The sequence below is a fragment of the Rahnella bruchi genome (genome assembly GCF_003614975.1).
Classification (GTDB): domain Bacteria; phylum Pseudomonadota; class Gammaproteobacteria; order Enterobacterales; family Enterobacteriaceae; genus Rahnella; species Rahnella bruchi.
On record NZ_QZWI01000003.1, the window covers coordinates 1 to 25,727 of the forward strand.

At 52.9% G+C, this 25,727-nt stretch carries 24 protein-coding genes and 1 pseudogene; 9 read left to right on the forward strand and 16 right to left on the reverse strand.

All coding sequences use genetic code 11. The annotated features are described in order from the left end of the window. From D5398_RS07265 to D5398_RS07280, 4 genes and pseudogenes are all read right to left on the reverse strand, one after another. A pseudogene (locus D5398_RS07265) lies at positions 1-560 on the reverse strand (hypothetical protein); the annotation flags it as partial. 14 nt (positions 561-574) lie between these two features. Continuing rightward, entirely contained in the window at positions 575-1,054 is a 480-nt protein-coding gene (locus tag D5398_RS07270) for an Hcp family type VI secretion system effector (RefSeq protein WP_120507014.1), read from the reverse strand. A gap of 247 nt (positions 1,055-1,301) precedes the next feature. Next, positions 1,302-2,897, reverse strand: coding sequence for an ABC-F family ATPase (locus tag D5398_RS07275; protein ID WP_095922705.1), 1,596 nt, complete (start codon positions 2,895-2,897; stop codon positions 1,302-1,304). A 186-nt stretch (positions 2,898-3,083) separates the two neighbouring features. Continuing rightward, positions 3,084-3,971, reverse strand: coding sequence for a nucleoside-specific channel-forming protein Tsx (locus tag D5398_RS07280; RefSeq protein ID WP_120131380.1), 888 nt, complete (start codon positions 3,969-3,971; stop codon positions 3,084-3,086). Between the two features lie 349 nt (positions 3,972-4,320). On the opposite strand from D5398_RS07280, the gene parS reads away from it, so the two are divergent. Both parS and D5398_RS07290 read left to right on the forward strand, forming a co-directional pair. Next, positions 4,321-4,782, forward strand: a complete 462-nt coding sequence (gene parS / locus D5398_RS07285) for a type II RES/Xre toxin-antitoxin system antitoxin (protein ID WP_120507015.1) — start codon at positions 4,321-4,323, stop codon at positions 4,780-4,782. Beyond that, entirely contained in the window at positions 4,779-5,237 is a 459-nt protein-coding gene (locus D5398_RS07290) for an RES family NAD+ phosphorylase (RefSeq protein ID WP_120507016.1), read from the forward strand. Before parS ends, D5398_RS07290 begins: the two co-directional genes overlap by 4 nt. Before the next feature lie 36 nt (positions 5,238-5,273). Here D5398_RS07290 and D5398_RS07295 read toward each other — a convergent pair whose 3' ends face one another. Beyond that, the gene (locus D5398_RS07295) at positions 5,274-5,726 is read right to left on the reverse strand and encodes a DMT family transporter (protein ID WP_120507017.1); all 453 of its coding nucleotides are present in this window, start codon (positions 5,724-5,726) and stop codon (positions 5,274-5,276) included. Positions 5,727-5,729: 3 nt separating this feature from the next. Continuing rightward, positions 5,730-6,164 (reverse strand): DMT family transporter, encoded by a 435-nt coding sequence (locus tag D5398_RS07300; protein ID WP_120507018.1) that lies wholly within the window; start codon positions 6,162-6,164, stop codon positions 5,730-5,732. A gap of 101 nt (positions 6,165-6,265) precedes the next feature. On the opposite strand from D5398_RS07300, the gene D5398_RS07305 reads away from it, so the two are divergent. After that, entirely contained in the window at positions 6,266-7,198 is a 933-nt protein-coding gene (locus D5398_RS07305) for a LysR family transcriptional regulator (RefSeq protein WP_120507019.1), read from the forward strand. A gap of 201 nt (positions 7,199-7,399) precedes the next feature. Here the strand turns inward: D5398_RS07305 and D5398_RS07310 are convergent, their stop codons facing one another. The 4 genes from D5398_RS07310 to betI all read right to left on the reverse strand — a co-directional run bounded on the left by D5398_RS07310 (position 7,400) and on the right by betI (position 11,752). Then, entirely contained in the window at positions 7,400-7,858 is a 459-nt protein-coding gene (locus D5398_RS07310; RefSeq protein ID WP_120507020.1) for a GNAT family N-acetyltransferase, read from the reverse strand. A gap of 88 nt (positions 7,859-7,946) precedes the next feature. Continuing rightward, the gene (betA, locus tag D5398_RS07315; protein WP_120507021.1) at positions 7,947-9,632 is read right to left on the reverse strand and encodes a choline dehydrogenase; all 1,686 of its coding nucleotides are present in this window, start codon (positions 9,630-9,632) and stop codon (positions 7,947-7,949) included. A gap of 24 nt (positions 9,633-9,656) precedes the next feature. After that, the gene (gene betB / locus D5398_RS07320; RefSeq protein ID WP_120507022.1) at positions 9,657-11,126 is read right to left on the reverse strand and encodes a betaine-aldehyde dehydrogenase; all 1,470 of its coding nucleotides are present in this window, start codon (positions 11,124-11,126) and stop codon (positions 9,657-9,659) included. A 44-nt stretch (positions 11,127-11,170) separates the two neighbouring features. Then, the gene (betI, locus tag D5398_RS07325) at positions 11,171-11,752 is read right to left on the reverse strand and encodes a transcriptional regulator BetI (protein WP_120507023.1); all 582 of its coding nucleotides are present in this window, start codon (positions 11,750-11,752) and stop codon (positions 11,171-11,173) included. Between the two features lie 236 nt (positions 11,753-11,988). On the opposite strand from betI, the gene D5398_RS07330 reads away from it, so the two are divergent. After that, positions 11,989-14,043, forward strand: a complete 2,055-nt coding sequence (locus tag D5398_RS07330; protein ID WP_120507024.1) for a choline transporter — start codon at positions 11,989-11,991, stop codon at positions 14,041-14,043. 57 nt (positions 14,044-14,100) lie between these two features. Here D5398_RS07330 and D5398_RS07335 read toward each other — a convergent pair whose 3' ends face one another. Further along, positions 14,101-14,976, reverse strand: coding sequence for an alpha/beta fold hydrolase (locus tag D5398_RS07335; RefSeq protein WP_120507025.1), 876 nt, complete (start codon positions 14,974-14,976; stop codon positions 14,101-14,103). Positions 14,977-15,146: 170 nt separating this feature from the next. Between D5398_RS07335 and leuC the strand changes: the two genes are divergently transcribed. Together leuC and leuD are read left to right on the forward strand one after the other, a co-directional pair. Then, the gene (gene leuC, locus D5398_RS07340) at positions 15,147-16,553 is read left to right on the forward strand and encodes a 3-isopropylmalate dehydratase large subunit (protein WP_120507026.1); all 1,407 of its coding nucleotides are present in this window, start codon (positions 15,147-15,149) and stop codon (positions 16,551-16,553) included. 10 nt (positions 16,554-16,563) lie between these two features. Further along, positions 16,564-17,172: a 3-isopropylmalate dehydratase small subunit gene (gene leuD, locus D5398_RS07345; protein WP_120507027.1), complete on the forward strand. Its 609-nt coding sequence runs from the start codon at positions 16,564-16,566 to the stop codon at positions 17,170-17,172. 35 nt (positions 17,173-17,207) lie between these two features. Here the strand turns inward: leuD and D5398_RS07350 are convergent, their stop codons facing one another. From D5398_RS07350 to D5398_RS07370, 5 genes are all read right to left on the reverse strand, one after another. Beyond that, entirely contained in the window at positions 17,208-18,122 is a 915-nt protein-coding gene (locus tag D5398_RS07350; RefSeq protein WP_120507028.1) for a LysR substrate-binding domain-containing protein, read from the reverse strand. Positions 18,123-18,127: 5 nt separating this feature from the next. Further along, complete coding sequence (locus tag D5398_RS07355; protein ID WP_120507029.1) at positions 18,128-19,237, reverse strand: endonuclease/exonuclease/phosphatase family protein; 1,110 nt, start codon at positions 19,235-19,237, stop codon at positions 18,128-18,130. A gap of 142 nt (positions 19,238-19,379) precedes the next feature. Further along, positions 19,380-21,056 (reverse strand): kdo(2)-lipid A phosphoethanolamine 7''-transferase, encoded by a 1,677-nt coding sequence (gene eptB / locus D5398_RS07360; RefSeq protein ID WP_120507030.1) that lies wholly within the window; start codon positions 21,054-21,056, stop codon positions 19,380-19,382. Between the two features lie 233 nt (positions 21,057-21,289). After that, on the reverse strand, positions 21,290-22,726 hold the full coding sequence (locus D5398_RS07365) for a heavy metal sensor histidine kinase (RefSeq protein WP_244216723.1): 1,437 nt from the start codon (positions 22,724-22,726) through the stop codon (positions 21,290-21,292). Further along, on the reverse strand, positions 22,719-23,393 hold the full coding sequence (locus tag D5398_RS07370) for a heavy metal response regulator transcription factor (RefSeq protein WP_120507031.1): 675 nt from the start codon (positions 23,391-23,393) through the stop codon (positions 22,719-22,721). The genes D5398_RS07365 and D5398_RS07370 overlap by 8 nt, the downstream gene beginning before the upstream one ends. 213 nt (positions 23,394-23,606) lie before the next feature. Here D5398_RS07370 and D5398_RS07375 point away from each other — a divergent pair, with 213 nt between their 5' ends. Genes D5398_RS07375 through D5398_RS07385 form a run of 3 tightly spaced genes read left to right on the forward strand, consistent with a single transcriptional unit; the run spans position 23,607 to position 25,656 of the window. Further along, a complete protein-coding gene (locus D5398_RS07375; protein ID WP_120507032.1) occupies positions 23,607-24,230 on the forward strand; it encodes a hypothetical protein in 624 nt (207 codons plus the stop codon). A gap of 27 nt (positions 24,231-24,257) precedes the next feature. Continuing rightward, on the forward strand, positions 24,258-24,899 hold the full coding sequence (locus D5398_RS07380; RefSeq protein ID WP_120507033.1) for a cytochrome b/b6 domain-containing protein: 642 nt from the start codon (positions 24,258-24,260) through the stop codon (positions 24,897-24,899). Continuing rightward, positions 24,892-25,656, forward strand: coding sequence for a molybdopterin-dependent oxidoreductase (locus D5398_RS07385; protein ID WP_120507034.1), 765 nt, complete (start codon positions 24,892-24,894; stop codon positions 25,654-25,656). Before D5398_RS07380 ends, D5398_RS07385 begins: the two co-directional genes overlap by 8 nt. The last annotated feature ends 71 nt before the right edge of the window (positions 25,657-25,727 follow it).

The following is a 25,727-nucleotide window of genomic DNA, read 5'->3' on the forward strand; positions in this document are numbered from 1 at the left end:
AGTTCGATGGCGCGCCACGCCAGTGAGGCAAAAATACAAAATCGGGTGCCTTTAATCAGCGCACTCCCCAGCCCGCGGGTCCCGATACCCATTTCCAGCATTTGCGGATGGTCGGCTGCGTATCGGGTGCCCGTCAGAATACGACGCATCCCCGGATAGCCGGTTATTTTAATGTACGTCTTGCCCTTAAAGGTGTATTCAATTGCTCTGATACCCAGCGACTTAAAACGAAACGCGATATCTCCCGCGGAATTCTCGAAAGTCATCATTTTGCCGATACTGCTGGTGCCTTCAAGAATATCTTTGATGTTACCGGGTGCCAGTTTATAGGAAAAAATACCATCCACCTCACCGAGTAATTCGTCGGTGACTTGCTGCGCTTCCTCCAGCGTAAGCAACATGATGTAACGATTTTCGGTAATGAAGGTGCCATTTGCGAAAGCCATATCCCGTTGCACCGGGTTCATGCTCGGGAAAGAACTGAAAGTATCTTCCCCCCGCAAAATACGCTGGCCTTCATTCATCCGCCGCCAGTAATCCGCACCTCTGAGTTCTGTCATTTTCGTCACCCTGATCAATAAACGCGTTCATTCCATAAGCTGTAAGCGCTGGTACCTGCAATACAGTGTTCCCAGGTGATCGTTTCATAACTGAAGCTCACTCTTTCCTGTGCTTCTGCTCCACTCTCAAGAATGCTGTGCGGCACAATAAAGTCGATATTCGTCACACGGGCACCGGTTAACTTCACCTTGAAATAACACTCGCCCATACCGGTTTTGTTAATACGGTGCAGTTCTAAATCACAGGTCATTATTTCATTATCTGAAATGGCTTTTCCCAACAAGGGCGTGGATTTATCTATCGGCTTGAGGATAGTTAGGACGTGATGATTAACGTTCTGCGAGCGGGATAAGGTGTGTTTCATGCTATAGACCATGATCTGGTCAATGTGCCCTATTTGCGCTTTATTACCAATTGAATCCAGGGAGGAACATCCGCCAGAGATCAATCCCTGTGTCTGTCCGTTTACGGTGAGATAGGTTAAGTTTGCCATATTAGTCCCCTATGAATTATACGAATGGATAATTGATATGAAAAAAGTAATGGAGTACTTTGCGGCATAAGTTTGTTCCTGCATTTATTTAAATACAAGATTTATTATTTTTATCATCCCGCCATGTTATTCAATTTATTCACCTAATAAATATAAAACGGAATATATACTCATTTATAAAATATTATTAATACATAAAAAAAGGCCGCAACATTAACTGTTGCGGCCTTTTTAGCGGTATCAATAATTAGCTATTGATACCCTGACTACGTAAGTAATCTTCGTAGTTACCGGAGAAATCGATGACGCGGGTCGGTGTCATTTCCAGAATACGGGTTGCCAGGCTGCTGACGAACTCACGGTCGTGGGAAACGAAGATCAGCGTACCTTCGTACATTTCCAGCGCCATGTTCAGCGATTCGATGGATTCCATATCCAGGTGGTTGGTTGGTTCATCCATAATCAGGATGTTTGGGCGTTGCATCATCAGTTTCCCGAATAACATACGACCTTTTTCACCACCGGAAAGCACTTTCACTTTCTTCTTGATATCGTCCTGACCGAACAGCAGACGGCCTAACACACCGCGCACGGCCTGCTCGTCGTCTTTCTCGGATTTCCACTGGCTCATCCAGTCAAATACGTTCAGGGTATCGTCGAATTCATATTCGTGATCCTGCGCGTAGTAGCCGATTTTGGAGTTTTCGGACCATTTCACTGAACCGCTTTCCGGCTCGTGCTCGCCGACCAGCGTTTTCAACAGAGTTGATTTACCGATACCGTTGGCGCCCAGAATCGCGACTTTCTCGCCCACTTCCAGCATCAGGCCGAGGTTTTTAAACAGCGGACCGTTATCGAAACCTTTGGTGATTTTTTCCACTTCCAGTGCGTTACGGAACAATTTCTTGTCCTGCTCAAAACGCATGTAAGGGTTCTGACGGCTGGATGCTTTGATTTCATCGAGCTGAATTTTGTCAATCTGACGGGCACGGGAAGTCGCCTGTTTAGATTTGGAGGCGTTAGCGCTGAAGCGGCTGACGAACGATTGCAGTTCAGCAATCTGTGCTTTCTTCTTGGCATTATTGGCGCTGAGAAGTTCACGAGCCTGCGTCGCTGCCGTCATGTATTCGTCGTAGTTACCCGGATAAACACGCAGCTCGCCGTAGTCCAGATCCGCCATGTGCGTACACACCATGTTCAGGAAGTGACGGTCATGCGAGATGATGATCATGGTGCTGTTACGTTCGTTCAGCACCTGCTCCAGCCAGCGAATAGTATCGATATCCAGGTTGTTCGTCGGTTCGTCGAGCAGCAGGATTTCCGGGTCGGAGAACAACGCCTGTGCCAGAAGCACACGCAGTTTGAAGCCCGGTGCGATTTCGCTCATCGGGCCATAATGTTGCTCAACAGGAATGCCTACGCCCAGCAGCAGTTCACCGGCGCGGGATTCTGCGCTGTAACCATCCATTTCACCGTAAGCGACTTCCAGATCAGCCACTTTGTAGCCGTCTTCTTCGCTCATTTCCGCCATTGCGTAAATACGGTCGCGCTCTTCCTTCACTTCCCACAATTCGGTGTGGCCCATGATCACGGTGTCCAGCACGCTGAACTGTTCGAAGGCGAACTGATCCTGGCGTAATTTACCCAGACGTTCGTTCGGATCAAGAACGACGTTACCGCCAGAAGGCACTAAATCGCCACCGAGGATCTTCATGAAAGTGGACTTGCCACAACCGTTCGCGCCAATCAGGCCATAACGGTTACCGCCGCCAAATTTCACGTTAATGTTTTCAAATAACGGCTTGCTGCCGAATTGCATGGTGATGTTGTAAGTACTTAGCACAACGCTCGCTCTTAATTGGGAAATGTGATTTGGCGCGCATTATGCCACAACGCTGCGATGGGATCGCCTCCCGTTGTGTACATTTTTCGCGCAATAGCTAAAAAAGTCCCTGACAGGCTCAATCAGCACGGGGAAATAAAAACAAAAAACCCGGCACAAGCCGGGTTTTCGTGGCAACTTCGGATATCAGAAGCTGTAACCGATCACGCCGTAGTAACCCCAGCCGGTGGACTTCACGTCGAAGTTACCGTTGCCGAAGTTCAGCTCAGCGCCGTCAGCCCACTGGCCGCCGTTGTGGAAGTAACGCGCCACGAACGAGTAATGCCAGTGCGTATAGTTCAGCGCCAGGATGTGGCTGGATGCGATGGAGTTGTTTGAACGTGCTTTCTTACCGTTCAGATCACGGAAATCATCATCACCCAGTGAGGAGCCCCAGTCGAAGTTGGTGAAGCCGATGTAGCTCAGGCTGCCGCCCCACAACTGTGTCAGCGGAACAAAGTATTTCACTTTGAAACGATAACCGTCCCAGCTGTTTTCGTTGGCTGCGCTGTAGTTTTCCCACTGGTATTTTGCATACACGTTCAGAGACAGGCTCATCGGCAGGCCGGTATCGATATCGGTGCCCAGACCCATGTACCAGGTGTTCTGACGGTTATCGCTGTCCGGACCCATATCATAGATATAGTTGTTGGCGAAATACCATTCTTTAAACGGACCAAAGCTCAGATCAGTGCCGGTCAGCTTATCGATAGAGAAACGCGGTTCGATTTCCATAAACATCGGAGAACCGTTTTTATCCCAGATACCGGTGTCGTTACCGTTACCGGCTCCGAAGGTTTTAGGAATATCGATATAGCCGTAAAAATCAAACCAGTCTTTGTGCGCAAACGCTTCATATTCAAGGTAAACATCGTTACGCAGCGTCGGCCCGAAACGGGTATCGGCGCTTCCTACAACGTTAACACTCTGGTGCCACCAGTCAGAAACAAATTCGCCCTTGCTATCATCAGCGAGCACGGTCGCGCTGTAGGACAAAGCCATCAAAGCGCCTGCTGCAATAATTTTATTTTTCATATTTATACCAGAAGCGGGGTGGGACAACGCCTTGCCACTTTCAGACGTTGCATAAAACAAACCCTAAAACTGTGATCCGCAACTGATTGCCGCACATAGTGCATAAAACCTGCAATTTCCAGTTACTTCCTACAAGAGTCGACTTTTCTTAGCTAATAAATAGATTTGGTCAAGGTTTGTCAATTTCTGTTTCATCCTGATACATCCTGAATGTGATACTGATCACACATACATTTCAGGGAGATTTCATTCACGTGATCAGAGGCCATAAAAAACATCGTTCACAAAATGAACATTCGTTATTTGTCATGCTATAGTAATGACAAATAACGGTGTGGAGGCACACAATATGAATTCTAAAATTTCCGGGCTGTCTTCCGGCCTTTTGCAAGAACCTGCAACACCGCTTTGGCAATCTGCGGGACTTCCCGCAAGCAGCGGAATCAGTTTGATTAATGCCATACAAAAGGGATTTCCGGTTGATAGTATCAACCGTCTTAATTCTGAGCTGGGATGGCCGAAAATGGTGTTGCTGGAAATCATGGGGATTAACGAACGCAACTATGCGCGTCGTAAAGCCGGGAACGGATTGCTGAAAAGTGAAGAGAGTGAGCGTGTAGCGCGACTGGTGCGCATCGTTGATGCCGCCACCGATTTGTTCGAAGGGGATCGGGTCTCTGCACTAGAATGGTTCACCCGCCCTGCTCCGGCGCTGGATGGTTCACGTCCGCTGGAACTGCTGTCCTCTGAAGCGGGCGCTGTGGAAGTCAGCCGCCTGATTGGCCGTCTTGAGCACGGTGTTTTCAGTTGAAGCTGTTTCGTATTGTGCAAACACGCCATCTGGCAACAGCCTGGTCGGGTGCAGGTGCGCAACTCTATGGCGGACGCTGGAATCCTCCGGGCAGGCCGGTGGTATATGTCACCACCAGTATTTCTCTGGCCATCCTGGAAATTCTGGTTCATCTGCAAAACAGCATGCTGATGCGTTCGTATACGTTACTGAGTATAGAAGTGCCGGAGGAACTGTTGGATACACTGGAAGTGTCAGAGCTGGCCTCTGACTGGCGAAGCGCATCACCGCCTGACAGCACACAACGTCAGGGTGATGCCTGGCTCGCGGAAGGTGATTATGTCGGGCTGAAGGTGCCGTCGGTCATTGTGCCTTCGGAATACAACGTATTGCTGAATCCACAGCACCCGGCATTTGTCGATTTACTGAGTTCAGTCGAACGTGAGCCGATGATTTTTGACCCGCGCCTGCAATAGCTTCTCCTCCAGCCGCGGGTCTTTTTCTTTCAGAAACTATTCAGCTTTTCTGTTACTGCGGTAGATAAGCGCCAGCGCAATGATCAGGCACGGAATGGCCGCCAGCCGGTGCCATGACAGCGCGATTTGCGGATTATCGAGCCAGCCAAAATTATCGATCAACATTCCCATGCTTAGCTGTCCGAGGATCACTGCGACAGTTGCCGCTGCCGTACCGACACGTGGCACAGCCGTCACCATAATGATGATATAAGGCACTCCGAATAATGCGCCAGCGAGCTGCCATTTCGGCACCGTCAGTAAGGTTTCCGGCTGCGGAGTTTGCAGGAATAACACCAGCACGGCCGTAATCGCCGCCCCGACGCTGAAGGTGAGAAAGGCACTTTTCAGCACTCCAACCTTTTCCCCCAATTGCCCGTTCACCGCCGCCTGCATACTCAGCGCAGCGCCCGCGACAATCGCGAGAATAATCATAATCATTTCAGTCATGGTTTAACCCCAGGCAATCAGAATAAGTGCAGCAACGATAAATAACAGCGCCAGCAAACGATCGCTGCCCACTTTTTTGTGCGGCGTACCAAACCAGCCGTAATGGTCGATGAGCACGCTCTTCGCCACCTGTCCTGACAAAATCGCAATCATGGTCATGCCGATACCAATCACCGGTGTCGCGAGCGTCAGAACCACGACATACACAGGACCGAGCACACCACCCAACAGTTTCCAGCCGGGTTGCTCAGTAAAAGAAGCCGCATTACGCGGGCTGAAAAACAGCACCAGCAAACCGGTCAACACTGCACCGACACCGAAAATACTCAGCGTTGCCCACAAATGCCCGACTTCCGTTCCCAGCGGACCAATCAGCCCTGCTTCCAGTGAAAGCCCCATCCCCGCCAGAATAACCAACGGAATTAACATCAGATTCATCATTACCCTGCTTTTGTTTTTTAAGAAGCGGCGACTATAGCGTGACAGAACTATGCGAAAAACAGCACAATCAGGAAAATACCTTTGCAGGATTCGCACAGATGAAAGGATTTAATCAGATCAATATTCAGGCTTTACGTCTGTATGTCGCCGTACTGGATCAGGGAAATTTCTCTGAAGTCGCGCGCCGGGAAGCAATGTCGCCCTCCACAGTTTCCCGCGTGATTTCGCAACTGGAACAGGCTTTACAGACGCAGCTGCTCTATCGCAATACGCGCGCCGTCAGCCCGACAGAATCAGGCAAACTGCTGGCAGAACATGCGCGTCAGGTACTGGCACAGCTTGATCTCGCCGCGCTGGACTTGCAGGAACAGGACAGCGAACCCGGCGGACTGATCCGCATAAACGCCCCGGTGGTTTTTGGTCAGCGTCACCTTGCACCGTGGCTGCATGAACTGAATGCGCGGTATCCGCGACTGAATATCGAGCTGATGCAAACAGATGATTTCATCGACCCGCTACAGGACAGCGTAGATTTGCTGATCCGCATCGGTGTGATGACAGATTCCACGCTGCAAGCCCGCACGCTGGGCCAGCAGAATTTTCGCCTCGCCGCCAGCCCGGATTATCTGGCGCGTTTTGGAACACCCGTCACGCCAGACGATTTGCTTAACCATAGCTGTCTGGTATTTAAAGGATTCGCCGGTTCTCAGCGCTGGTATTTCCGCGAAAAGAATCATGACTGGCGCTCGTGGAATTTGCGAGGCGCGTTAACCAGCAATAACGCCGAAACCCTGACGCAAGCAGCCATTGATGCCATGGGGCTGGTGGTCTTCCCCACCTGGCTGATAGGCGATGCACTGCGCGATGGCCGGCTGGTCAGCGTACTGGAAGGCTATCAGGTATCGACGTCGCCGGAACCACAGACCATCTCTGCGTTGTATCCGAACAGCCGACGCCCGTCGATCAAAGTCCGTGCGGTGATTGATTTTCTGGTGGAGAAATTTGGCAGTCCGGCATATTGGGAAAAGTAACCTTGTCAGTCTTCTGAGTTGCCATTAATACCCTTTCCAGCCTCCCCCTTCGCAGGGGGAGGAGTAAAAGCAAAACCCATGAATGACTCGATCGGCTCCCTCCCCGCGAAGGGGACGGTTGGGGTGGGGTATAAAAGAAAAAAACAATGCTAAAGCATGCATTTCGCTCAGATACTTATTGCCGGAGAAATTGGGCAAGTATCAGAAATGCAACTCCATCCCCACATGCGGGATCCCGTCTTCATCATAAATCTCGGTGTACGCCACAAACCCCAGCCGTCCATAGAACCCCTGCAAATGTGCCTGCGCGGATATCGCGACGAGTGCGTCCGGCCAGTGTTTCTGGCAGACAGACAGCGCCTGTTCCATCAGCTGATACCCCAGTTTCAGCCCGCGTGCAGAAGGGGCGACGATTACCCGGCCGATAGCCACCTCATCTTCAAGGCGCAGGATGCGGGCGTAGGCGGCAACATGACCGTCCAGCCAGGCGACGATATGGCGGTTTTCACCGGCCAGATCCTGCCCGTCGATATCCTGATAAACGCAGGTTTGTTCGACAACAAACACTTCGCTGCGCAGTGCCAGAATGGCGTAAAGCTGCGCCGTGTTCAGTTCGCTGTGATGATAATCCTGCCAGTGAAGCGTTGATGATCCCGTCATGAATTTGTGCCCTGCCTTTTCTGAAAACCAAAAAAAAGAGATATTCCTGAGAATATCTCTTTTTAACACAAGTTTTACAGCCAGTTAATCAGGCAGATTTCTTGAGCGGTGGCGTGCGTACTGCCGCATCGCCTGCGGTGTAATATTCTGCGGTGCTGCGCGGTAACGGCTCTCGCCCGCGAATTTTATCGGCAATTTTTTCTGCAATCATGATGGTTGTCGCATTCAGGTTGCCGGTAATGATCTGCGGCATGATGGATGCATCAACCACACGCAGGCTTTTCATCCCGTGAACGCGCCCTTCGCCATCGACTACCGCCATCTCATCGGTGCCCATTTTGCAGGTACACGACGGGTGGAACGCGGTTTCGGCGTGCTCGCGAATAAAAGCATCCAGCTCTTCGTCGGTTTGCACGTTTGCACCCGGACTGATTTCCCGGCCACGGTAAGCGTCCAGTGCAGGTTGATTCATGATTTCACGCGTGATGCGGATAGCATCGCGGAACTCCTGCCAGTCCTGATCCGTCGCCATGTAATTAAACAAAATACTCGGATGCTGGCGCGGATCTTTCGATTTCACCTGCACGCGGCCACGGCTTGGTGAACGCATTGACCCCACGTGCGCCTGAAAACCATGCTCTTTCACCGCGTTGCTGCCGTTGTAATTAATCGCCACCGGCAGGAAATGATACTGAATGTTCGGCCAGGCAAATTCTTCACGGCTGCGGATAAAACCGCCCGCTTCAAACTGATTGCTCGCACCTACGCCGGTGCCTTTAAACAGCCACTCCGCGCCAATCGCGGGCTGGTTGTGCATCTGCAAGGCCGGGTATAAAGAGACCGGCTGGGTGCAGCTGTATTGCAGGTACATCTCCAGGTGGTCCTGCAAATTCTCGCCAACGCCCGGCAAATCGTGCACCAGCGGGATCTCCAGACGGTTCAGTAATTCTGCCGCGCCAACGCCGGAACGTTGCAGAATTTGCGGAGAAGCAATCGCGCCACTGCATAACAGCACTTCACGTTTCGCATTCGCGGTTTTGGCATTGTAGTCGTCGCCGTGGAAATAGCTGACGCCCGTGGCGCGCTTGCCTTCAAACAGAATACGGTCGGTCAGCGCGTGCGGGACGATGGTCAGATTGGCACGTGGTTTGGCCTGATCCAGATATCCGCGCGCAGTGCTTGCACGACGCCCTTTTGGCGTCACGGTTCTGTCCATCGGGCCAAAACCTTCCTGCTGATAACCGTTCAGATCGTCGGTGCGCGGATACCCTGCCTGCACACCGGCCTCAATCATGGCGTGGAACAGCGGATTGTTGCCCTTTTTCGGTGTCGCCACGCTGACAGGCCCGTCGCCACCGTGAAAATCATTCGGCCCGATATCGCGGGTTTCGGCTTTGCGGAAATACGGCAGGCAGTCCAGATAGCTCCAGTTTTCCAGACCCGGTGCTTTCGCCCAGTTATCGAAATCCATCGCGTTACCGCGGATGTAGCACATGCCGTTAATCAGCGACGAACCGCCCAGACCTTTACCGCGTCCGCATTCCATACGGCGGTTATTCATGTGCGGTTCCGGATCGGTTTCATACGCCCAGTTATAACGACGGCCCTGTAAAGGGAACGCCAGCGCCGCAGGCATTTGTGTGCGGAAATCCAGGCGATAATCCGGACCGCCCGCTTCCAGCAGCAGCACGCTGACGTTGCTGTCTTCGGTCAGACGGGTTGCGAGAACGTTGCCGGCAGAACCGGCACCGATAATGATGTAATCGTAATCCATTAAAATCTCCTCTGTTGCGGCGGATTAAAAGACTGAGCTGAATTCGCCCAGTTCGACCTGCACGGATTTGATTTGGGTGTAATGCTCAAGCGTAGTGACGCCATTTTCACGGCCAACGCCGGAATGCTTATAGCCGCCGACCGGCATTTCTGCCGCGGATTCGCCCCAGGTATTGACCCAGCAAATCCCGGCTTCGAGTCTGTGAATAACGCGGTGTGCACGGTTGAGATCCTGCGTCACCAGTCCGGCCGCCAGACCGTATTCGGTGTCGTTGGCGCGGCGGATTACTTCCTCTTCGCTCTCATAGGTCAGAATGCTCATCACCGGCCCGAAGATTTCTTCGCGCACAATCAGCATGTCATCGCGGCAGTCGGTAAAGACCGTCGGAGCCACGTAAGCGCCTTTGCCGAATTCACCCGTGGTGACGCGTTCGCCGCCGGCCAATAACGTCGCCCCTTCACGTTTGCCGCTTTCGATATAACGCAACACGGATTCCATATGTGCAAAGCTGACGAGCGGGCCGAAATTGACGCTTTCGTCAGTCGGGTCGCCCAAACGGATACGTTTCACGCGCTCCAGCACTTTGGCTTCAAACGCTTTATGCCGTGTTTTAGGGATAAATACGCGGGTGCCGTTAGTGCAGACCTGGCCGGAACTGTAGAAGTTCGCCATCATCGCGATGTCAGCAGCTTTATCAAGATCCGCATCTTCAAAAATGATCAGCGGTGATTTGCCGCCCAGTTCCATCGTCACTTCTTTCAGGGTCGAAGCCGACGCGCTGGCCATCACTTTCTTGCCGGTTTTTATGCCACCGGTGAAAGAAACTTTGGCGATATCAGGATGATCGGTTAACGCCTGCCCGACGCTTGCCGCGCCCGTTACCACGCTGAACACGCCATCGGGAACGCCCGCTTCGGTATAGATTTCCGCCAGTTTCAGCGCCGTCAGCGAGGTATTTTCGCTCGGTTTGAACACCATCGCGTTACCGGCAGCCAGCGCAGGTGCGGATTTCCACAGCGCAATCTGAATCGGATAGTTCCATGCGCCGATACCGGCCACCACACCCAGCGGCTCACGGCGGGTATATACGAATGAAGAATCGCGCAGCGGAATTTGCTGGCCTTCAATCGCAGGGATCAGTCCGGCGTAATATTCCAGCACATCCGCGCCGGTCACGATATCTACCGCCAGCGTTTCTGACAGCGGTTTACCGGTGTCTGCGGTTTCTATAGCCGCCAGTTCGTCGTTGCGTTCCCGCAGAATATCCACGGCGCGGCGCAGGATGCGTGAGCGGCTCATGGCGGTCATCGCCGCCCAGACTTTCTGACCTTTCTGGGCAGATTTTACCGCCAGATCCACATCAGCGGGCGTGGCGGATTGCACTGTGGCAATCACTTCGCCGTTAGCCGGATTGACAGCATCGAAGGTTTCATCACCGGTGCTGTCCTGAAAACGTCCGTTGATATAAAGTTTTTGCGTGCCGTAGCGGGACATAAATCTCTCCTCGGTCTGTGCGGTCTGAAGGTTTTCTGCTGTGCTCACGTGAGCTGCGATTCAATGTGGCGGCGGGTGATTTGCATCGCCTCGGTGCGGTTAAACTCTTTACCGCTGAGTGCGCCGCGCAGCCACAGGCCGTCAATCAGTGCAGCGGTGCTTTGCGCCGCCAGACGGGCCTCACTTTTGGGCAGAAAACGTCTGAACTCAGAACATAAATTTGAATAGAGCCGGCGGCTATTGACCTGTTGCAGACGGTACAACTGCGGGTGATGCATGCTGCTCGCCCAGAAGGCCAGCCAGGTTTTCATCGCCGCGCTGTTGGTCTGACTGTCGTCAAAGTTGGCTTCTGCAATCGCATGCAGTCGCGCCGTAGGTGCGGTATCCGTCAGCTGCGCTAACCGCAACTGCACCCCTTCCCCCAGATGACTGAGCAAATAACGCATGGTCGCTTCCAGCAGCCCATTTTTGTCACGAAAGTAGTGACTGATGATGCCGTTGGAGACGCCTGCACGGCGTGCGATCTGCGAAATCGATGCATCCTGCATCCCGACTTCGTTGACCGCCGCCAGAGTTGCCTCAATTAATTGCTGCCGTCTGATCGGCTGCATTCCTACTTTGGGCATGGTGCCGGCTCCTGAAAATGAGCGGGTTGAAACGCGCTTAAAAAACCGTTTTTTTACGCTTTCGTACAACCTTGTTAACGCTCTTACGCCTCCTATTTAACTTTTTTTTGATTGAACGTTCAATTAAAAATGCATATATTTTATTACCAATACGTTAGTAATTTGTATGAATTTTGGAGTTGGTAAGAAGCCAATTTATTGAAATACAGTAATTAATTAGAAATACAGGGGAAACGATGGCGATTGCCGATACGACAGACAAACAGAGCGAAAAACCTCGCGACCAGCTGAATAAGGTCGTGTTCTTCACCTCCGCAGGTTTGATTCTAGCCTTCACTTTAATGACCATTTTCTTCACCGATTTATCGGGAAAATGGATCAGTCTGACCCTCAACTGGGTGTCCGCCACATTCGGCTGGTATTACATGCTGGCGGCGACGCTGTACATCGTGTTTGTAGTGTTCATAGCCTGCTCGCGCTTCGGTTCAATCAAACTGGGCCCTGAACAATCCAAACCCGAATTCAGCATGATGAGCTGGGCGGCGATGTTATTTGCTGCCGGGATCGGCATCGATCTGATGTTCTTCTCGGTCGCAGAACCGGTGACGCAATATATGCTTCCGCCGGAAGGTAATGGCCAGACGCTGGAAGCTGCGCGGCAGGCGATGACCTGGACGCTGTTCCACTACGGCCTGACCGGCTGGGCGATGTATGCGCTGATGGGCATCGCGCTGGGGTATTTTAGCTACCGCTATAACCTGCCGCTGACTATCCGCTCGGCGCTGTACCCGATTTTCGGCAAGCGCATTAACGGCCCTGTCGGCCACAGCGTGGATATTGCCGCCGTGGTCGGCACCATATTTGGTATCGCCACGACGCTCGGCATCGGCGTGGTACAGCTCAATTACGGGCTGAAAGTGTTGTTCCACATTCCGGAAAACCTGACCGTTCAGGCAGCATTAATCCTGCTTTCTGTGGTCATGGCCACGGTGTCCGTCACCTCTGGCGTGAACAAAGGCATTCGTATTCTGTCGGAACTCAACGTACTGCTGGCGCTGGGGCTGATTCTGTTCCTGCTGTTCTTTGGTAACACCGAATTCCTGCTCAATGCGCTGGTACTCAACATTGGCGATTACATCAACCGTTTTATGGGCATGACGCTCAACACTTTTGCCTTTGATCGTCCGACCGAATGGATGAACAGCTGGACCCTGTTCTTCTGGGCCTGGTGGGTGGCGTGGTCGCCGTTTGTCGGCCTGTTCCTGGCGCGTATTTCGCGCGGGCGCACCATCCGTCAGTTCGTACTGGGTACGCTTATCATACCGTTCGTCTTCACCCTGCTGTGGCTGTCGATTTTCGGTAACAGTGCGCTGTATCAGATCCTGCACGGGAATCTGGATTTCGCCAACGAAGTGATTTCGCACCCTGAGCGCGGCGTTTACAGCCTGCTGGCGCAGTATCCTGGCTTTACGCTGAGTGCTTCCGTCGCCACCATCACCGGCCTGCTGTTTTATGTCACCTCGGCGGATTCCGGCTCGCTGGTACTGGGGAATTTCACCTCAAAACTGGCGGATATTAATAACGATGCGCCGAACTGGCTGCGGATTTTCTGGTCCGTCACCATTGGTGTGCTGACGCTGGGAATGCTGATGACCGACGGGGTTTCCGCGCTGCAAAACACCACGGTGATTATGGGGCTGCCGTTCAGCTTTGTGATTTTCTTCATCATGGCCGGATTGTATAAATCGCTGCGGCTGGAAGATTATCGCCGTGCCAGCACCCAGCAGAGCCTGGCTCCGCTGCCTGCCACCAGTGATGCCGCGCTTAACTGGAAACAACGTCTGTCACGGGTGATGAATTATCCGGGTACGCGTCATACCCAGAAAATGATGGATACGGTCTGCCGCCCTGCGATGCAGGAAGTGGCTCAGGAGCTGGAACTGCGCGGGGCGAAAGTGACGTTTAACGAGCATGAACCGCAGGAAGACGAGAAAATCGGGCCACTGGAATTGCAGGTGGCGCTGGGTGAAGAGCAGAACTTTGTGTATCAGATCTGGCCGGTGCGTTATGCCGTTCCTGCCTTTACCTATCGTGCGCGCGCTGGTAAATCACACTATTACCGTCTGGAAACTTTCCTGCTGGAAGGCACGCAGGGTAATGACCTGATGGACTTCACTAAACATCAGGTGATCAATGACATTCTCGATCAGTACGAGCGTCATCTTAACTTCCTGCACATCAACCGCGAAGCGCCGGGGAATACCCTGACCTTCCCGGAACAGCCAGTTTAATCTGAGCTCACAAAAAACCCGCGCAATGCGGGTTTTTTTATGCCTGAAACAGAAGTCTTAGCGTAAGAACGGCAGGACTTTTTCCAGCAGCAGGTCCGGTTGTTCTTCGGCGATGTAATGCCCGCAAGGCAGCGCTTCACCCTGCACGTCATCCGCCACTTTTTCCCATTCGGCTAACGGTGCAAAACACTTGCCAACCGTGCCCTGCTCTCCCCAGAGAACTAAAAGCGGGCACTTCACTTTGCGGCCTGCATTCAGATCCACTTCGTCGTGTTGCAGGTCTATACCCGCCGACGCGCGGTAGTCCTCGCAAATCCCGCGTGCCGTTCCATCCAGTTGCAGACAACGCAAATAATCTGCGTAAGCTTCTTCGGTGAAGGGCTGCATACCGGCGCTGCGACTGCCCATCACACTGCGCAGATAGAGATCGGCATCGGCCATGATTAACGCTTCCGGCAGCGGCGCCGGGCGGATCAGGAAAAACCAGTGCCAGTAAGCACGGGCAAAGGTTTCCGTGGTCTGGCGGTACATGGAAAGTGTCGGGGCGATATCCATTAGCACCATTTTTTTGACGGCCTGCGGATGGTCCAGCGCCAGCCGGTGCGCCACACGGGCACCGCGGTCGTGAGCGACCACGCTGAACCGGCTGAAACCCAGTGCCGCCATCAGCTCAAACTGATCCTGCGCCATTTCGCGTTTACTGTAACGCAAATGTTCCGCGTCAGGTTCGGGCTTGCCGCTGTCGCCGTAACCGCGTAAATCGGCAAGCACCACGGTGAATTGTGAAGTGAGATAAGGCGCGACTTTATGCCAGATCGCCTGGGTTTGCGGGTGCCCGTGCAGCAATAACAACGGTTCGCCCTGCCCGGCGATACGGTAGGCAATCTCTGTGCCATTAACGGCCATCCGGCCCTGGGTAAAATGTTCAAACATGGGTTTTCTCCTTTTTTACCCATCTTAGTCTCTGAGGCACCGGCAACAAGGCCACAAGTGGAGATTGTTGCTTCACGGATCGTGTTTTAACGCTCCACACTCCGCACGTTGCCTGACACGCCTGAGTTTGCGAGGCTGACGTTATCCACTTCGTTTATCAGGGCAATGCAATGAAGCCAAGAACGCTTTACGAAAAACATATCGACAGCCACACCGTGCGCACGCTCGACGATAAAGGCCACGTGCTGCTGTATATCGACCGGCAGGTGATTAACGAATATACCAGCCCGCAGGCCTTCAGCGGATTACGCGATGCAGGCCGCCGGGTATGGCGACCGGAAACCTCACTGGCGGTGGTCGATCACGTAAACCCGACGGCGCCATTGCGTACCCGTCAGATGCCGGACGCCGGTGGCGCGCGCCAGGTTTCCTATCTGGCGGAAAACTGCGAAGAATTCGGCATTGAGTTGTTCGATATTCTCGACAGCCGTCAGGGTATCGAACACGTTGTCGCGCCGGAACAGGGGTTTATTTTACCGGGCATGGTGATTGCCGCCGGAGACAGCCACACCACCACTTATGGCGCATTAGGCGCGTTCGGATTTGGTATCGGCACCTCGGAAATAGAACATCTGCTGGCGACCCAAACGCTGGTTTATAAACGTCTGAAAACGATGCGGGTGACTGTTAACGGCACGCTCGCCAGAGGCATGACCGCCAAAGATGTGGTGATGGCGCTGGTGGCAAAAATTGGTGCAGCGGGTGCCACCGGTTATGCCATTGAATTCTGCGGTGAAGGTATCGACGCACTGAGCGTGGAAGGCCGTATGACGATTTGTAATATGGCGGTGGAAGCCGGAGCCCGTGGTGCGTTTATGGCACCTGACGACAAAGTTTTTGATTACCTGAAAGACAAGCCGCGTGCGCCGAAAGGTCAGCAATGGACGGATGCCGTGAATGTCTGGCGCGAATTACACAGCGATACGGACGCTGTTTTCGACCGCGAAGTTGCACTGAGCGCCGCAGAAATCGCGCCGATGGTGAGCTGGGGAACCAGTCCGGATCAGGCGCTGGCGATCAGTGGTCAGGTACCGGATCCACAGGCAGAAACCGATGCCTCGCGCCGCAAAGATTTACAGCGCGCATTGCAATACATGGGCCTGCACGCCGGTCAGGCGCTGAACAGCATCAGCATAAGTCATGCATTTATCGGATCCTGCACTAACGCGCGTATCGAAGACTTACGCGCTGCTGCTGAAGTGGTTCGCGGAAAAACTGTCGCACCGACCGTTCGCGCAATGATCGTGCCCGGCTCCAGCCAGGTAAGAGCGCAGGCCGAGCAGGAAGGTCTGGCAGAGATATTTACCCGCGCCGGTTTTGAATGGCGTCAGTCCGGCTGCTCGATGTGTCTGGCGATGAACGATGACGTGCTTTCGCCGGGCGACCGCTGTGCATCCAGTACTAATCGTAATTTCGAAGGCCGTCAGGGCGCAGGCGCGCGTACCCATCTGATGAGTCCGGCGATGGTCGCTGCCGCTGCGATTTCCGGTCATCTGACCGATATCCGGGAACTGTAAGGAGAATATAATGCAGGCTTTTAACGTATTAACCGGCGTGGCTGCGCCGTTGCCCGCCGCGAATGTCGACACCGATGTGATCATGCCAAAGCAGTTTTTAAAAGGCATCGACCGCAACGGCCTGGATCGCGGGGTGTTTTTCGATTTGCGCTTTCTGGCGGATGGTTCTGCGGATCCGGCTTTTATCCTCAATCAGCCTGAATGGCAGAACGCCAAATTCCTGCTGGTCGGGCCGAACTTCGGCTGCGGCTCCAGCCGTGAACATGCAGTGTGGGGATTAAAACAGCTGGGGATCCGTGCGCTGATCGGCACGACATTTGCGGGGATTTTCTTCGATAACTGTCAGCGTAACGGCGTGCTGACGGTACAGCTGAGCCCTGAACAATGGGCGCAGGTTGCGCAGGAAGTGACGCTCGCGGACAGCAACGAAATCACCGTCGATTTGCCGCAGCAAAAGATTGTTATGCATAACGACAAAGTGATTGATTTTATGATTGATGAGCTGAGCAAGCTGTCGTTACTCAACGGGCTGGATGCTGTCGGTAATACGTTGCGTTACAGTGACGATATTCGTCAGTTTCAGCAGTCTCATCTGGCAAATAATCCGTGGCTGGCGTGAGCTGGTAATGCCTTATGCGCCGTGAATAAACGGCGCTATGTCAGTAACTGGCTGAAACGCTGCTGAAGGAATTCGACGCAAACTCGCAGCTTGGCGGAATCCGCCAGACGCCTCGGATAAACCGCCCATACGCTGGCGGGCTGGCTGTAGTCTGGCAATATCTGAACCAGTTCGCCGCTTTTGAGATACGGCTGCACGTCCCATTGTGAGCGTAAAATAATGCCGTGATTTTTCAGCGCCCACTGCAAAACCACTTCTCCGCTGTTAGAAGAAAGCGCGCCTTTTACCCGCACGCGGTGCTCATGGCCGTCAGCGGTGAGCGGCCATATGCCAAACAGATTGTCGCGCTCTTTGAGCACCAGACACTGATGTTGCGCCAGATCATCCGGTATTTGCGGAACGCCGTGAGCCGCCAGATACGCCGGTGAGGCACATAAAATACGCTGATGCCGGGCCAGCCTTTTACCAATGTGCTGTTCCGGAATGTCGTCACCCACGAGAATTTCCAGATCAACACCTTCTGCCACCAGATCCACCACCCGGTCGAACAAATCCAGCCGCAAATTCAGCAGCGGATAGCGTTCCGCCAGTTCGGCCACCGCCGGCGCAACATGACAGCGCCCGAAACCAAATGAGCTGCAAATATGCACATTGCCGCGCGGTTCGGTACGTGAGTCGGACAAATCACCGATAAACTGATCAAAATTATCCAGAATTTGCAACGCCCAGCGACGGGCCCTTTCGCCTTCGTCCGTTAAGCGTACACCGCGTGTTGAACGGTGTAACAAACGGGCATTCAGCGACTCTTCGAGGATCTGGATCCGTTTACTGACGTAGGCCGGAGACTGACCGAGTTCTGTTGCCGCAGCGGCAAAACTTTGTTTATTCACCACCGCCAGAAAAACCCGTAAATCTTCTGCCAGCGGCAGGCGATCGCGTTCACTTGTCATATTGATTACCCGCAGACAGGCACGTTGAGGTTTTCCGCCCGGTGTACGTCAGTGCTTTTCACTCCGGCATTGCCCAGCTTTTCCTCCGCCTCCTCGAGATCTTCCCCGTCGATTTCCAGCGATTCCTGATCTTTACCCTCACTGGGTGTCAGCGCCAGTTCCACCAGGATCGGGAAATGATCCGAGCCCATAAAACCGAGACGCTGAAGACCGACCAGAGTGAAATCTTTGCTATGAAAAACGTGATCCAGCGGCCAGCGCAGGAACGGATAGCTGGCGTGGAAAGTGTTGTACATTCCACGGCCCCGACGCGGATCGAGCAGGCCGCTGATTTTCATGAACAGGCGCGTGGTGCGCGACCATGCCACGTCATTCAGGTCGCCGGTCACAATCGTCGGATAGGTGGCTTTTGCTGCCGTATGACCAACCGCCACCAGTTCGCCATCGCGGTCGGTGGATTCATCGGCTTCGGTCGGGCTCGGCGGCATCGGGTGCAGGCAGTGCATTACCACCTGTTCGCCGGAAGGCAGTTCGGCACGAAAATGCATCGACGGGATGTCGTCTGCCACAAGAAATTGAATTTTTGCCGCATGCATCGGCAGACGGGAATACACATGCATGCCGTAAAGATTATCCAGCGGGCAGCGCAGGCTGTGCGGGTAATCCGCATCCAGCACCGCCATTTGATCTTCCCACCACTGGTCTGTTTCCAGTAACACCAGAATATCCGGCTGATGCTGGCGGATTTGTGCAATCAGCGGACCGGCCTTGCGGTTAGTGGTCAGCACATTGCTGTTCATGATTTTGATACGCGAATGGCCTTCAGCTACCGTTTTTTTGACCTGCACCGGATACAACCGGGTGTAAGGCAAAATCCACCAGGTCTGATAGGCCATACAACCCACGGTCAGAACAATAATAATGCCTTCCGTGAGGTCGCCATAAGGCAGGATGATGAGTTCTGTCACCAGAAACAGCAGACATAACACCGCCATCTGTAACCGGGGAAAATCCCAGACACGAACCCACCAGCGCTGATTACGAGAAAAAGGCAGCAGCGTCAGCAAAGTCATCATGATCGTCAGGACACAGAGAGTGATTCGAAATGCTTGCATCGGTTATCGGCCCTGATAAAAAAAAGCAAAAAGAATACCTTAAAGGCGTGTTAACCGATTGTGACTCAAAAAAGGGGCATCGACCAGAAGGAAGTCGCCGCCCTTTCCGTTCATCGGAAAAAGGCGGCATTTTTAGCAGGAATTATTTTGCGGCAGCGGCCTGATCAGGCACATGACACCAGTTATGTTGCTCGACAATCCCGCCATTTGGCGAGGTGTAGCCGATACAGCCGAGAATGGTGTCGTACAGTTTTTCATGGAAAGCCGGTTTCTTTTCAGCGGCCATTTTCTGCAACTGTTCGAAGCTGGCTTTGTTCTGATCGTTAGACAGGAATTTGTCAGACGCCCAGACCATGATCGGCACAGTACGTTGCTCAATCGGCGCATGATCGCGCGGTGTGCCGTGGAAATGCATGCTTTTGGAAATCGACTCGCCGTGATCGGAGGCATAAAACACAATCGCGTTCTTATCGCGCAGCTGGTCAAAGACCTGCGACAGGAAATAGTCGGTATACAACAGCGAGTTGTCGTATGCGTTGATCATCTCATCGGTAGAACAGGAATCATCGATGCCCATACATTCCGGCTTATATTTCGCGAAAGACCGCGGATAACGGTCGGAGTAAAGATAATGCGAGCCTTTAGTATGCAGAATAATCAGATGCTTACCCTGCGGATGATTGTTCATCGAATCTTTCATTTCGTTGATGAGCAGCATGTCATCCACCGGCTTACCGGCATTACGCTTTTCCGAAGCAATGTTTTCACGCAGTGAGTAATCATCAGCGCGGGTTTTATTGTAGAACCACGCTTCGCTTTGCATGGAATACAGCTCAGAGCTCCAGCCGTTGCTTTTCAGCACGGAAAACACGTTTGCTTCTTTCAGGGTACGCTGCGGTTCTTCTGACGCGCCGCCCTCACGCACAAACATGCAGCGCAGGGAAAGTTTGGTGGCGGTATCGCAGGAATATCCCTGCAACGCGACGAGGTTTTTCTCTTTATCGAGATTCGGCGTGTTGTCACGGTCGTAGCCGTAAAGCCCCATATGGTCGCGACGCGCACTTTCGCCGATCACAAAGACCACATACATATCTTTTGCATCTGCCGGTGCGGTATAGGTGAAATGTTTGGCCGGATCGAACAGGTTTTTGGTGTCTTCTGCCTGGCTGTAGCTGCTGTAAGTGTACAGGCCCAGCGCCGAAAGCCAGTTCGAAGGTGAATACGTACCGGCAACTACGCCGCCATAACTCGCCATCATGCGGTTATTAACGATGTCGTGGCGATCCTGCACTTTACCCATCAGTCGCAGCGGCATATAACAAATCAGACCGGAAACCGCGAGCAGCACGGTTCTTACCGCCAGTTTTTTAAAGGTGGTTTGTTTGAGCGCCGCACCCGGCATTTTGCTCAGCCACAGCAGCAGTACCGGGATCAGGCTGACCAGAATCGTCCAGGTGATGAAGTGCGTACCGACAGATTCTTTCGATAAATCAATTGAGTCCGACGCCAGCGCCGCCGCCAAAATACCGTAACCGATATCGACGTTAAACAGGATCATGTAATAGCTGGCAGCAGCAGAGGAAATAACAATGGCCGTCATCAGCACACGGAATATCGTTTTTCCGGTATACGACAGCAACATACAAAGGAAATAGACCAGCGCGAAACAGGCGATCGCTTCAACAGCAATGGACAAGGCATTGTCATAATGCAGTTGCTCGAAACGGCGGAAGAAAATCGGAAGGTTCAGTAAAATCCCAAGATAAAGTGCAATGAACAAAGAAATGCTCTGTTGCGAAAGTGATCGTAATTTTTGCATTAGAAATAAATGGCTCTTTTGTGAGTCTGTTTACGTCATGAAGACCGCTCGTACCGGAGGATGGAACCTGCTCCTTAGGATAAATCAGACTCCGGGACGCCTATATTCGTTCAAAGTGATTCATGACTTCCAATGTGATAATGTTACAAAATTAACGAATTGCTTATGTTTCAATGCAATAGAAATGTCTGTTTAATACTTTTCTGACTCATTTTACGAAATCTGTTGAGCGATTATTGAGAAAGTTTGTGATCGGCTTGGGGAAAGAACAGCGTGAAACGCGTTTCTCCCTGGACTGAACTTTCTACACTCACACTGCCCTGATGCAGCGCCATAATGGCCTGAACAATTGATAAGCCGAGCCCGCTGGAACTGCCGCCTTCACTGCGCGATGCATCCGCGCGATAGAAACGGTCGAAGAGTTTTCCGAGCTTGTCCGCAGGTATCGGATCCCCCTGACTGATCACGTGAATGTTCATGCCTTTATTGTGAGGTTCTGCACGCAACACAATTTCGCTGCCTTCCCGGCCATAGCGCACTGCATTAGCCACCAGATTGCTCAGCGCCCGCTGAAATAAAATGGCATCAGCCTGCAATATTCCCCGCCCGGCACCGTGCAGCGTCATTTCACGCTCTTCCGCCAGCCCTTCAAAGTATTCCTGAATGCGCGTAATTTCCGATGAAACATCAATACTGGTTATGGTGAGAACCGATCTCGCGTCTGAAGCGCGCGCCAGGAACAGGATGTTTTCAACCATCCGCGAGATGCGTTCCAGTTCTTCCATGTTGTTAGCCAGCAGCGTTTCATATTCTTCCACGGTGCGTGGCTGATACAGCGCCACCTGACAATGCCCCATCAGCGCGCCCACGGGTGTACGGATTTCATGGGCCAGGTCAGCGGAAAACTGCGTCAGGCGCTGATAACCTTCCGCCAGCCGTTCCAGCATTTCGTTGAAAGAATGGATGAGCTGCTGTAATTCCTGCGGCGCTTTGTCGGTACTCAGACGTGTCGATAAGCTGGCCGGATGGATCTGCGTCGCTTCCCGCGCCATATTGCGCAGAGGCCGTAATCCGCGACGGATAACCAGATAACCGAGTGCCGCGATCAGCAAATACGCAAACAAAACCGCGCCAATAATTTCCCAGCGGAAGGTTTCTAACAGACGCGATTCTTCAGTCATAAAATGGGCGGCGGTAATTTCGACGGTACGCCCGTCCTGAATTTTCACCGCCGCTCGGGCAAAGCGCACCGGCGTTCCATCAGGTGCGTTCAGCGCGTGAACTGTTTGCAGCGTTAGCGGCTGACCATCCGGTACCGGCGCCACCGGCGGGATGACCAGACGGGAAGGATTGACGTTGATAAGCGGGGCCTGACCGGTGAGGCTGAAGGTCAGAATGTCGCGTTCATTACCGAGCATATTTTCGAACAGACCAGGATTACGGCTCAGCTGCGACAACGGAAATTCGTCCGCCAGCAGATGATGGAAATATTGCACGCGCCCGCTGACCTGATAATCCGCCCGGCGCACCAGCTCTTTCCCCATCGAATAATAGAGATAAAAGCCTACGGCACTGACCACCAGCGAGGCGATCAGCGCAAAAAGTAACGTGGCGCGCAGCGTCAGCGACATAGCCCGGACGGGTGTTTTAACAGAGGTGAAATCAGTCATTGCGCACTTCACAGACGTAGCCAATGCCGCGTACGGTGTGGATCAGTTTCAGCTCAAAGGCACGGTCAACTTTGGCGCGCAGACGTTTGATAGCGACATCCACTACGTTGGTATCGCTGTCGAAATTCATATCCCACACCTGCGAGGCGATCATGGTGCGCGACAGCACTTCGCCCTCACGGCGCATCAGCAGCTGTAACAACATAAATTCTTTATTGGTCAGCGGGATAGTCTGATCCTGACGGGTGACGCGGCGGCGCATTACGTCAAGATTGAGGTCAGCGACGGAATAAATATCCGGCTCGCGGGCGGCAGGACGGCGGAGCAACGTGCGGATACGCAGCACCAGCTCAGTAAAGGAGAACGGTTTGATCAGATAATCGTCAGCGCCCAGTTCCAGCCCGTGAATGCGGTCCTGCACTTCATCGCGGGCCGTCAGAAACAGCACCGGGACGTCGCTTTTCTTGCGCAGAACTTCCATCACCTGCCAGCCGTCGAGGCCGGGCAGCATGACGTCGAGGATCACCGTGTCATAGCCCTCTTCCAGCGCCAGAAACAGGCCGTCGGCACCGTTACGCGCCAGATCGACACTGTAACCGGCTTCGGTCAGCCCTTTTTTCAGGTAATCGCCTGTACTGACATCGTCTTCAATCACCAGTATCCGCATTCAGGCCCTCAGCGCCACAAGACCATTCTCCCAAAGAATGATTCACAGGGAAGTTTATCAGTTTCGCCAGACACCTTTGATGACAATTTTGTCATCAATTTGTCATCAGCCAATCCCGGTTTATCGTCCACTCTTAATGAAGTTATTCATCACTGTCAGGTTCAGTGATTCTTCTAACCAAATGAAATAACGCCGGAAACTGGAGAGTTAATAATGAATACCACTAAACGTCTTGCGGGTCTGTTGCTGGGTTCGCTGCTGATGAGCAGCACAATGGCAACGGCTTTTGCCGCTGATAACGTGATTAAACCGACGCGCGGAACCATTGATTCCGTTAATGACTCATCCGTACAAATCACTACCCGTCAGGGCGAAAAACTCGAGGTAAAGTTGACTGACCAGACCAAAATCAACGCCGTTACCAAAGGGCAGATCAGCGACATCAAACCGGACAGTTTCATCGGCACCGCCGCGGTTCCGCAGGCTAACGGCACACTGAAAGCGCTGGAAGTTCATGTGTTCGCGCCAAGCCTGCGCGGCAGCGGTGAAGGCTTCAACCCGTTTGAATCCGCTGATGGCAAAATCAACACCATGACCAACGGCACCGTCGGCAAGCTGGTTAACAGCAATGGCCGCACGCTGACCGTGAAATACCACGATGCCGAGAAAACTGTCGTCGTACCTGACGATGTCCCGGTTGTTCTGCTGGCACCGGGCGACCGCAGCCTGCTGAAACCGGGTACTAAAATCGTGTTGTTCGCTATGAAAGATGACAAAGGCGCACTGGTTGCCCGTGGCATCGCTGCCGGTAAAGACGGCATTGCGCCACCGATGTAATTTGTTCGATAAATAAGGAGATTTACCGTGAGACCTCAGCCCTCTTTGCCACGAAAACGCAGGATCTATTCCTGGCCAGTGCGCATCTGCCACTGGATCAATCTGCTGGCCATGATCGGCATGGTGATGAGCGGCTGGGGAATTTATAACGCCGATCCGATTTTCGCTTTCAGCTTTCCACAAAACACCACGCTTGGCGGCTGGCTGGGCGGCAATATTGCCTGGCATCTGGCCGTGATGTGGGTGCTGGCTGCCAATGCCCTTTTCTACATCCTGTGGAGCATTTTCAGCGGTCACTTCAGACGGGATTTCCTGCCCTTCTCGCCACGCTCGGTCTGGCGGGATACAGTGCGCGCCCTGACCTTTACCCTTCCCCACAAACTGGGTCAGTACAACGCGGTGCAAAAACTGATGTACAGCGGGGTTCTGGTACTCGGCGTATTGCTTCTGCTTTCCGGATTATCTATCTGGAAACCGGTGCAGTTCAGCGGACTGGTATGGTTGTTCGGCGGGTTTGATATTGCGCGTTATGTGCATTTTTTTGCGATGAGCGGCGTGATGCTGTTCGTCATTATTCACGTACTGATGGTTTTGCTGGTGCCTAAAACCTTCGTGGCGATGCTGACCGGCGGCAAAAAAATAAGTACGGAGGAAAGCGCCGATGAGTGATCAATCACGCCGGCCTAAAATCATTCTTGAGCCCGATCAGCGTAAGCAACTGGTCAATATACAACGTCGCATGCTGCTGCGTTCAGGCCTCACGTTAGGCGCAGTTTCGATGCTGACCGGTTGTAATTTGCAGGACGGTGACGAGGTCGATAAAGTTCTCTGGGCGATGTCACGCTGGAACGATCGCGTGCAGGGCTGGCTGTTCAGCGGGCAAAAACTGGCGCAAACCTACCGTGCTGACCAAATCACCACGCCCTTCAGGTTCAATGCCTATTATCCTGAATATAACGTGCCGGAGATCGACATCCCCAATTACCGGCTGGAAGTCTCTGGGCTGGTACAAAAGAAAGCCTCGTGGACGCTGGAACAGTTACAGCGCCTGCCGCAGGAAAGTCAGATCACCCGTCTGATTTGTATCGAAGGTTGGAGCGCGATCGGCCAGTGGAAAGGCGTGCCGCTGAAAACATTTTTACAGCACGTTGGCGCGGATCTGACCGCTAAATACGTCGGATTTAAATGCGATGACCGCTATTATTCGGGCATCGACATGGCGACGGCGCTGCATCCGCAAACCATTCTGGCACTGGATTTCGGAGGTAAGCCTTTACCTCCGGATTTCGGCTACCCGTTACGCCTGCGAATGCCCACCAAGCTCGGCTTCAAAAATGCTAAACACATCGGCGCGATTTTCGTCACCAACGAGAATCCTGGCGGCTACTGGGAAGATCAGGGATATAACTGGTACAGCGGTATTTGATGAACTTCCTGATATGACAGCCATAAAAAAGGCATAAAAAAACCGCTCAGTTGAGCGGTTTTTGTTTTCGC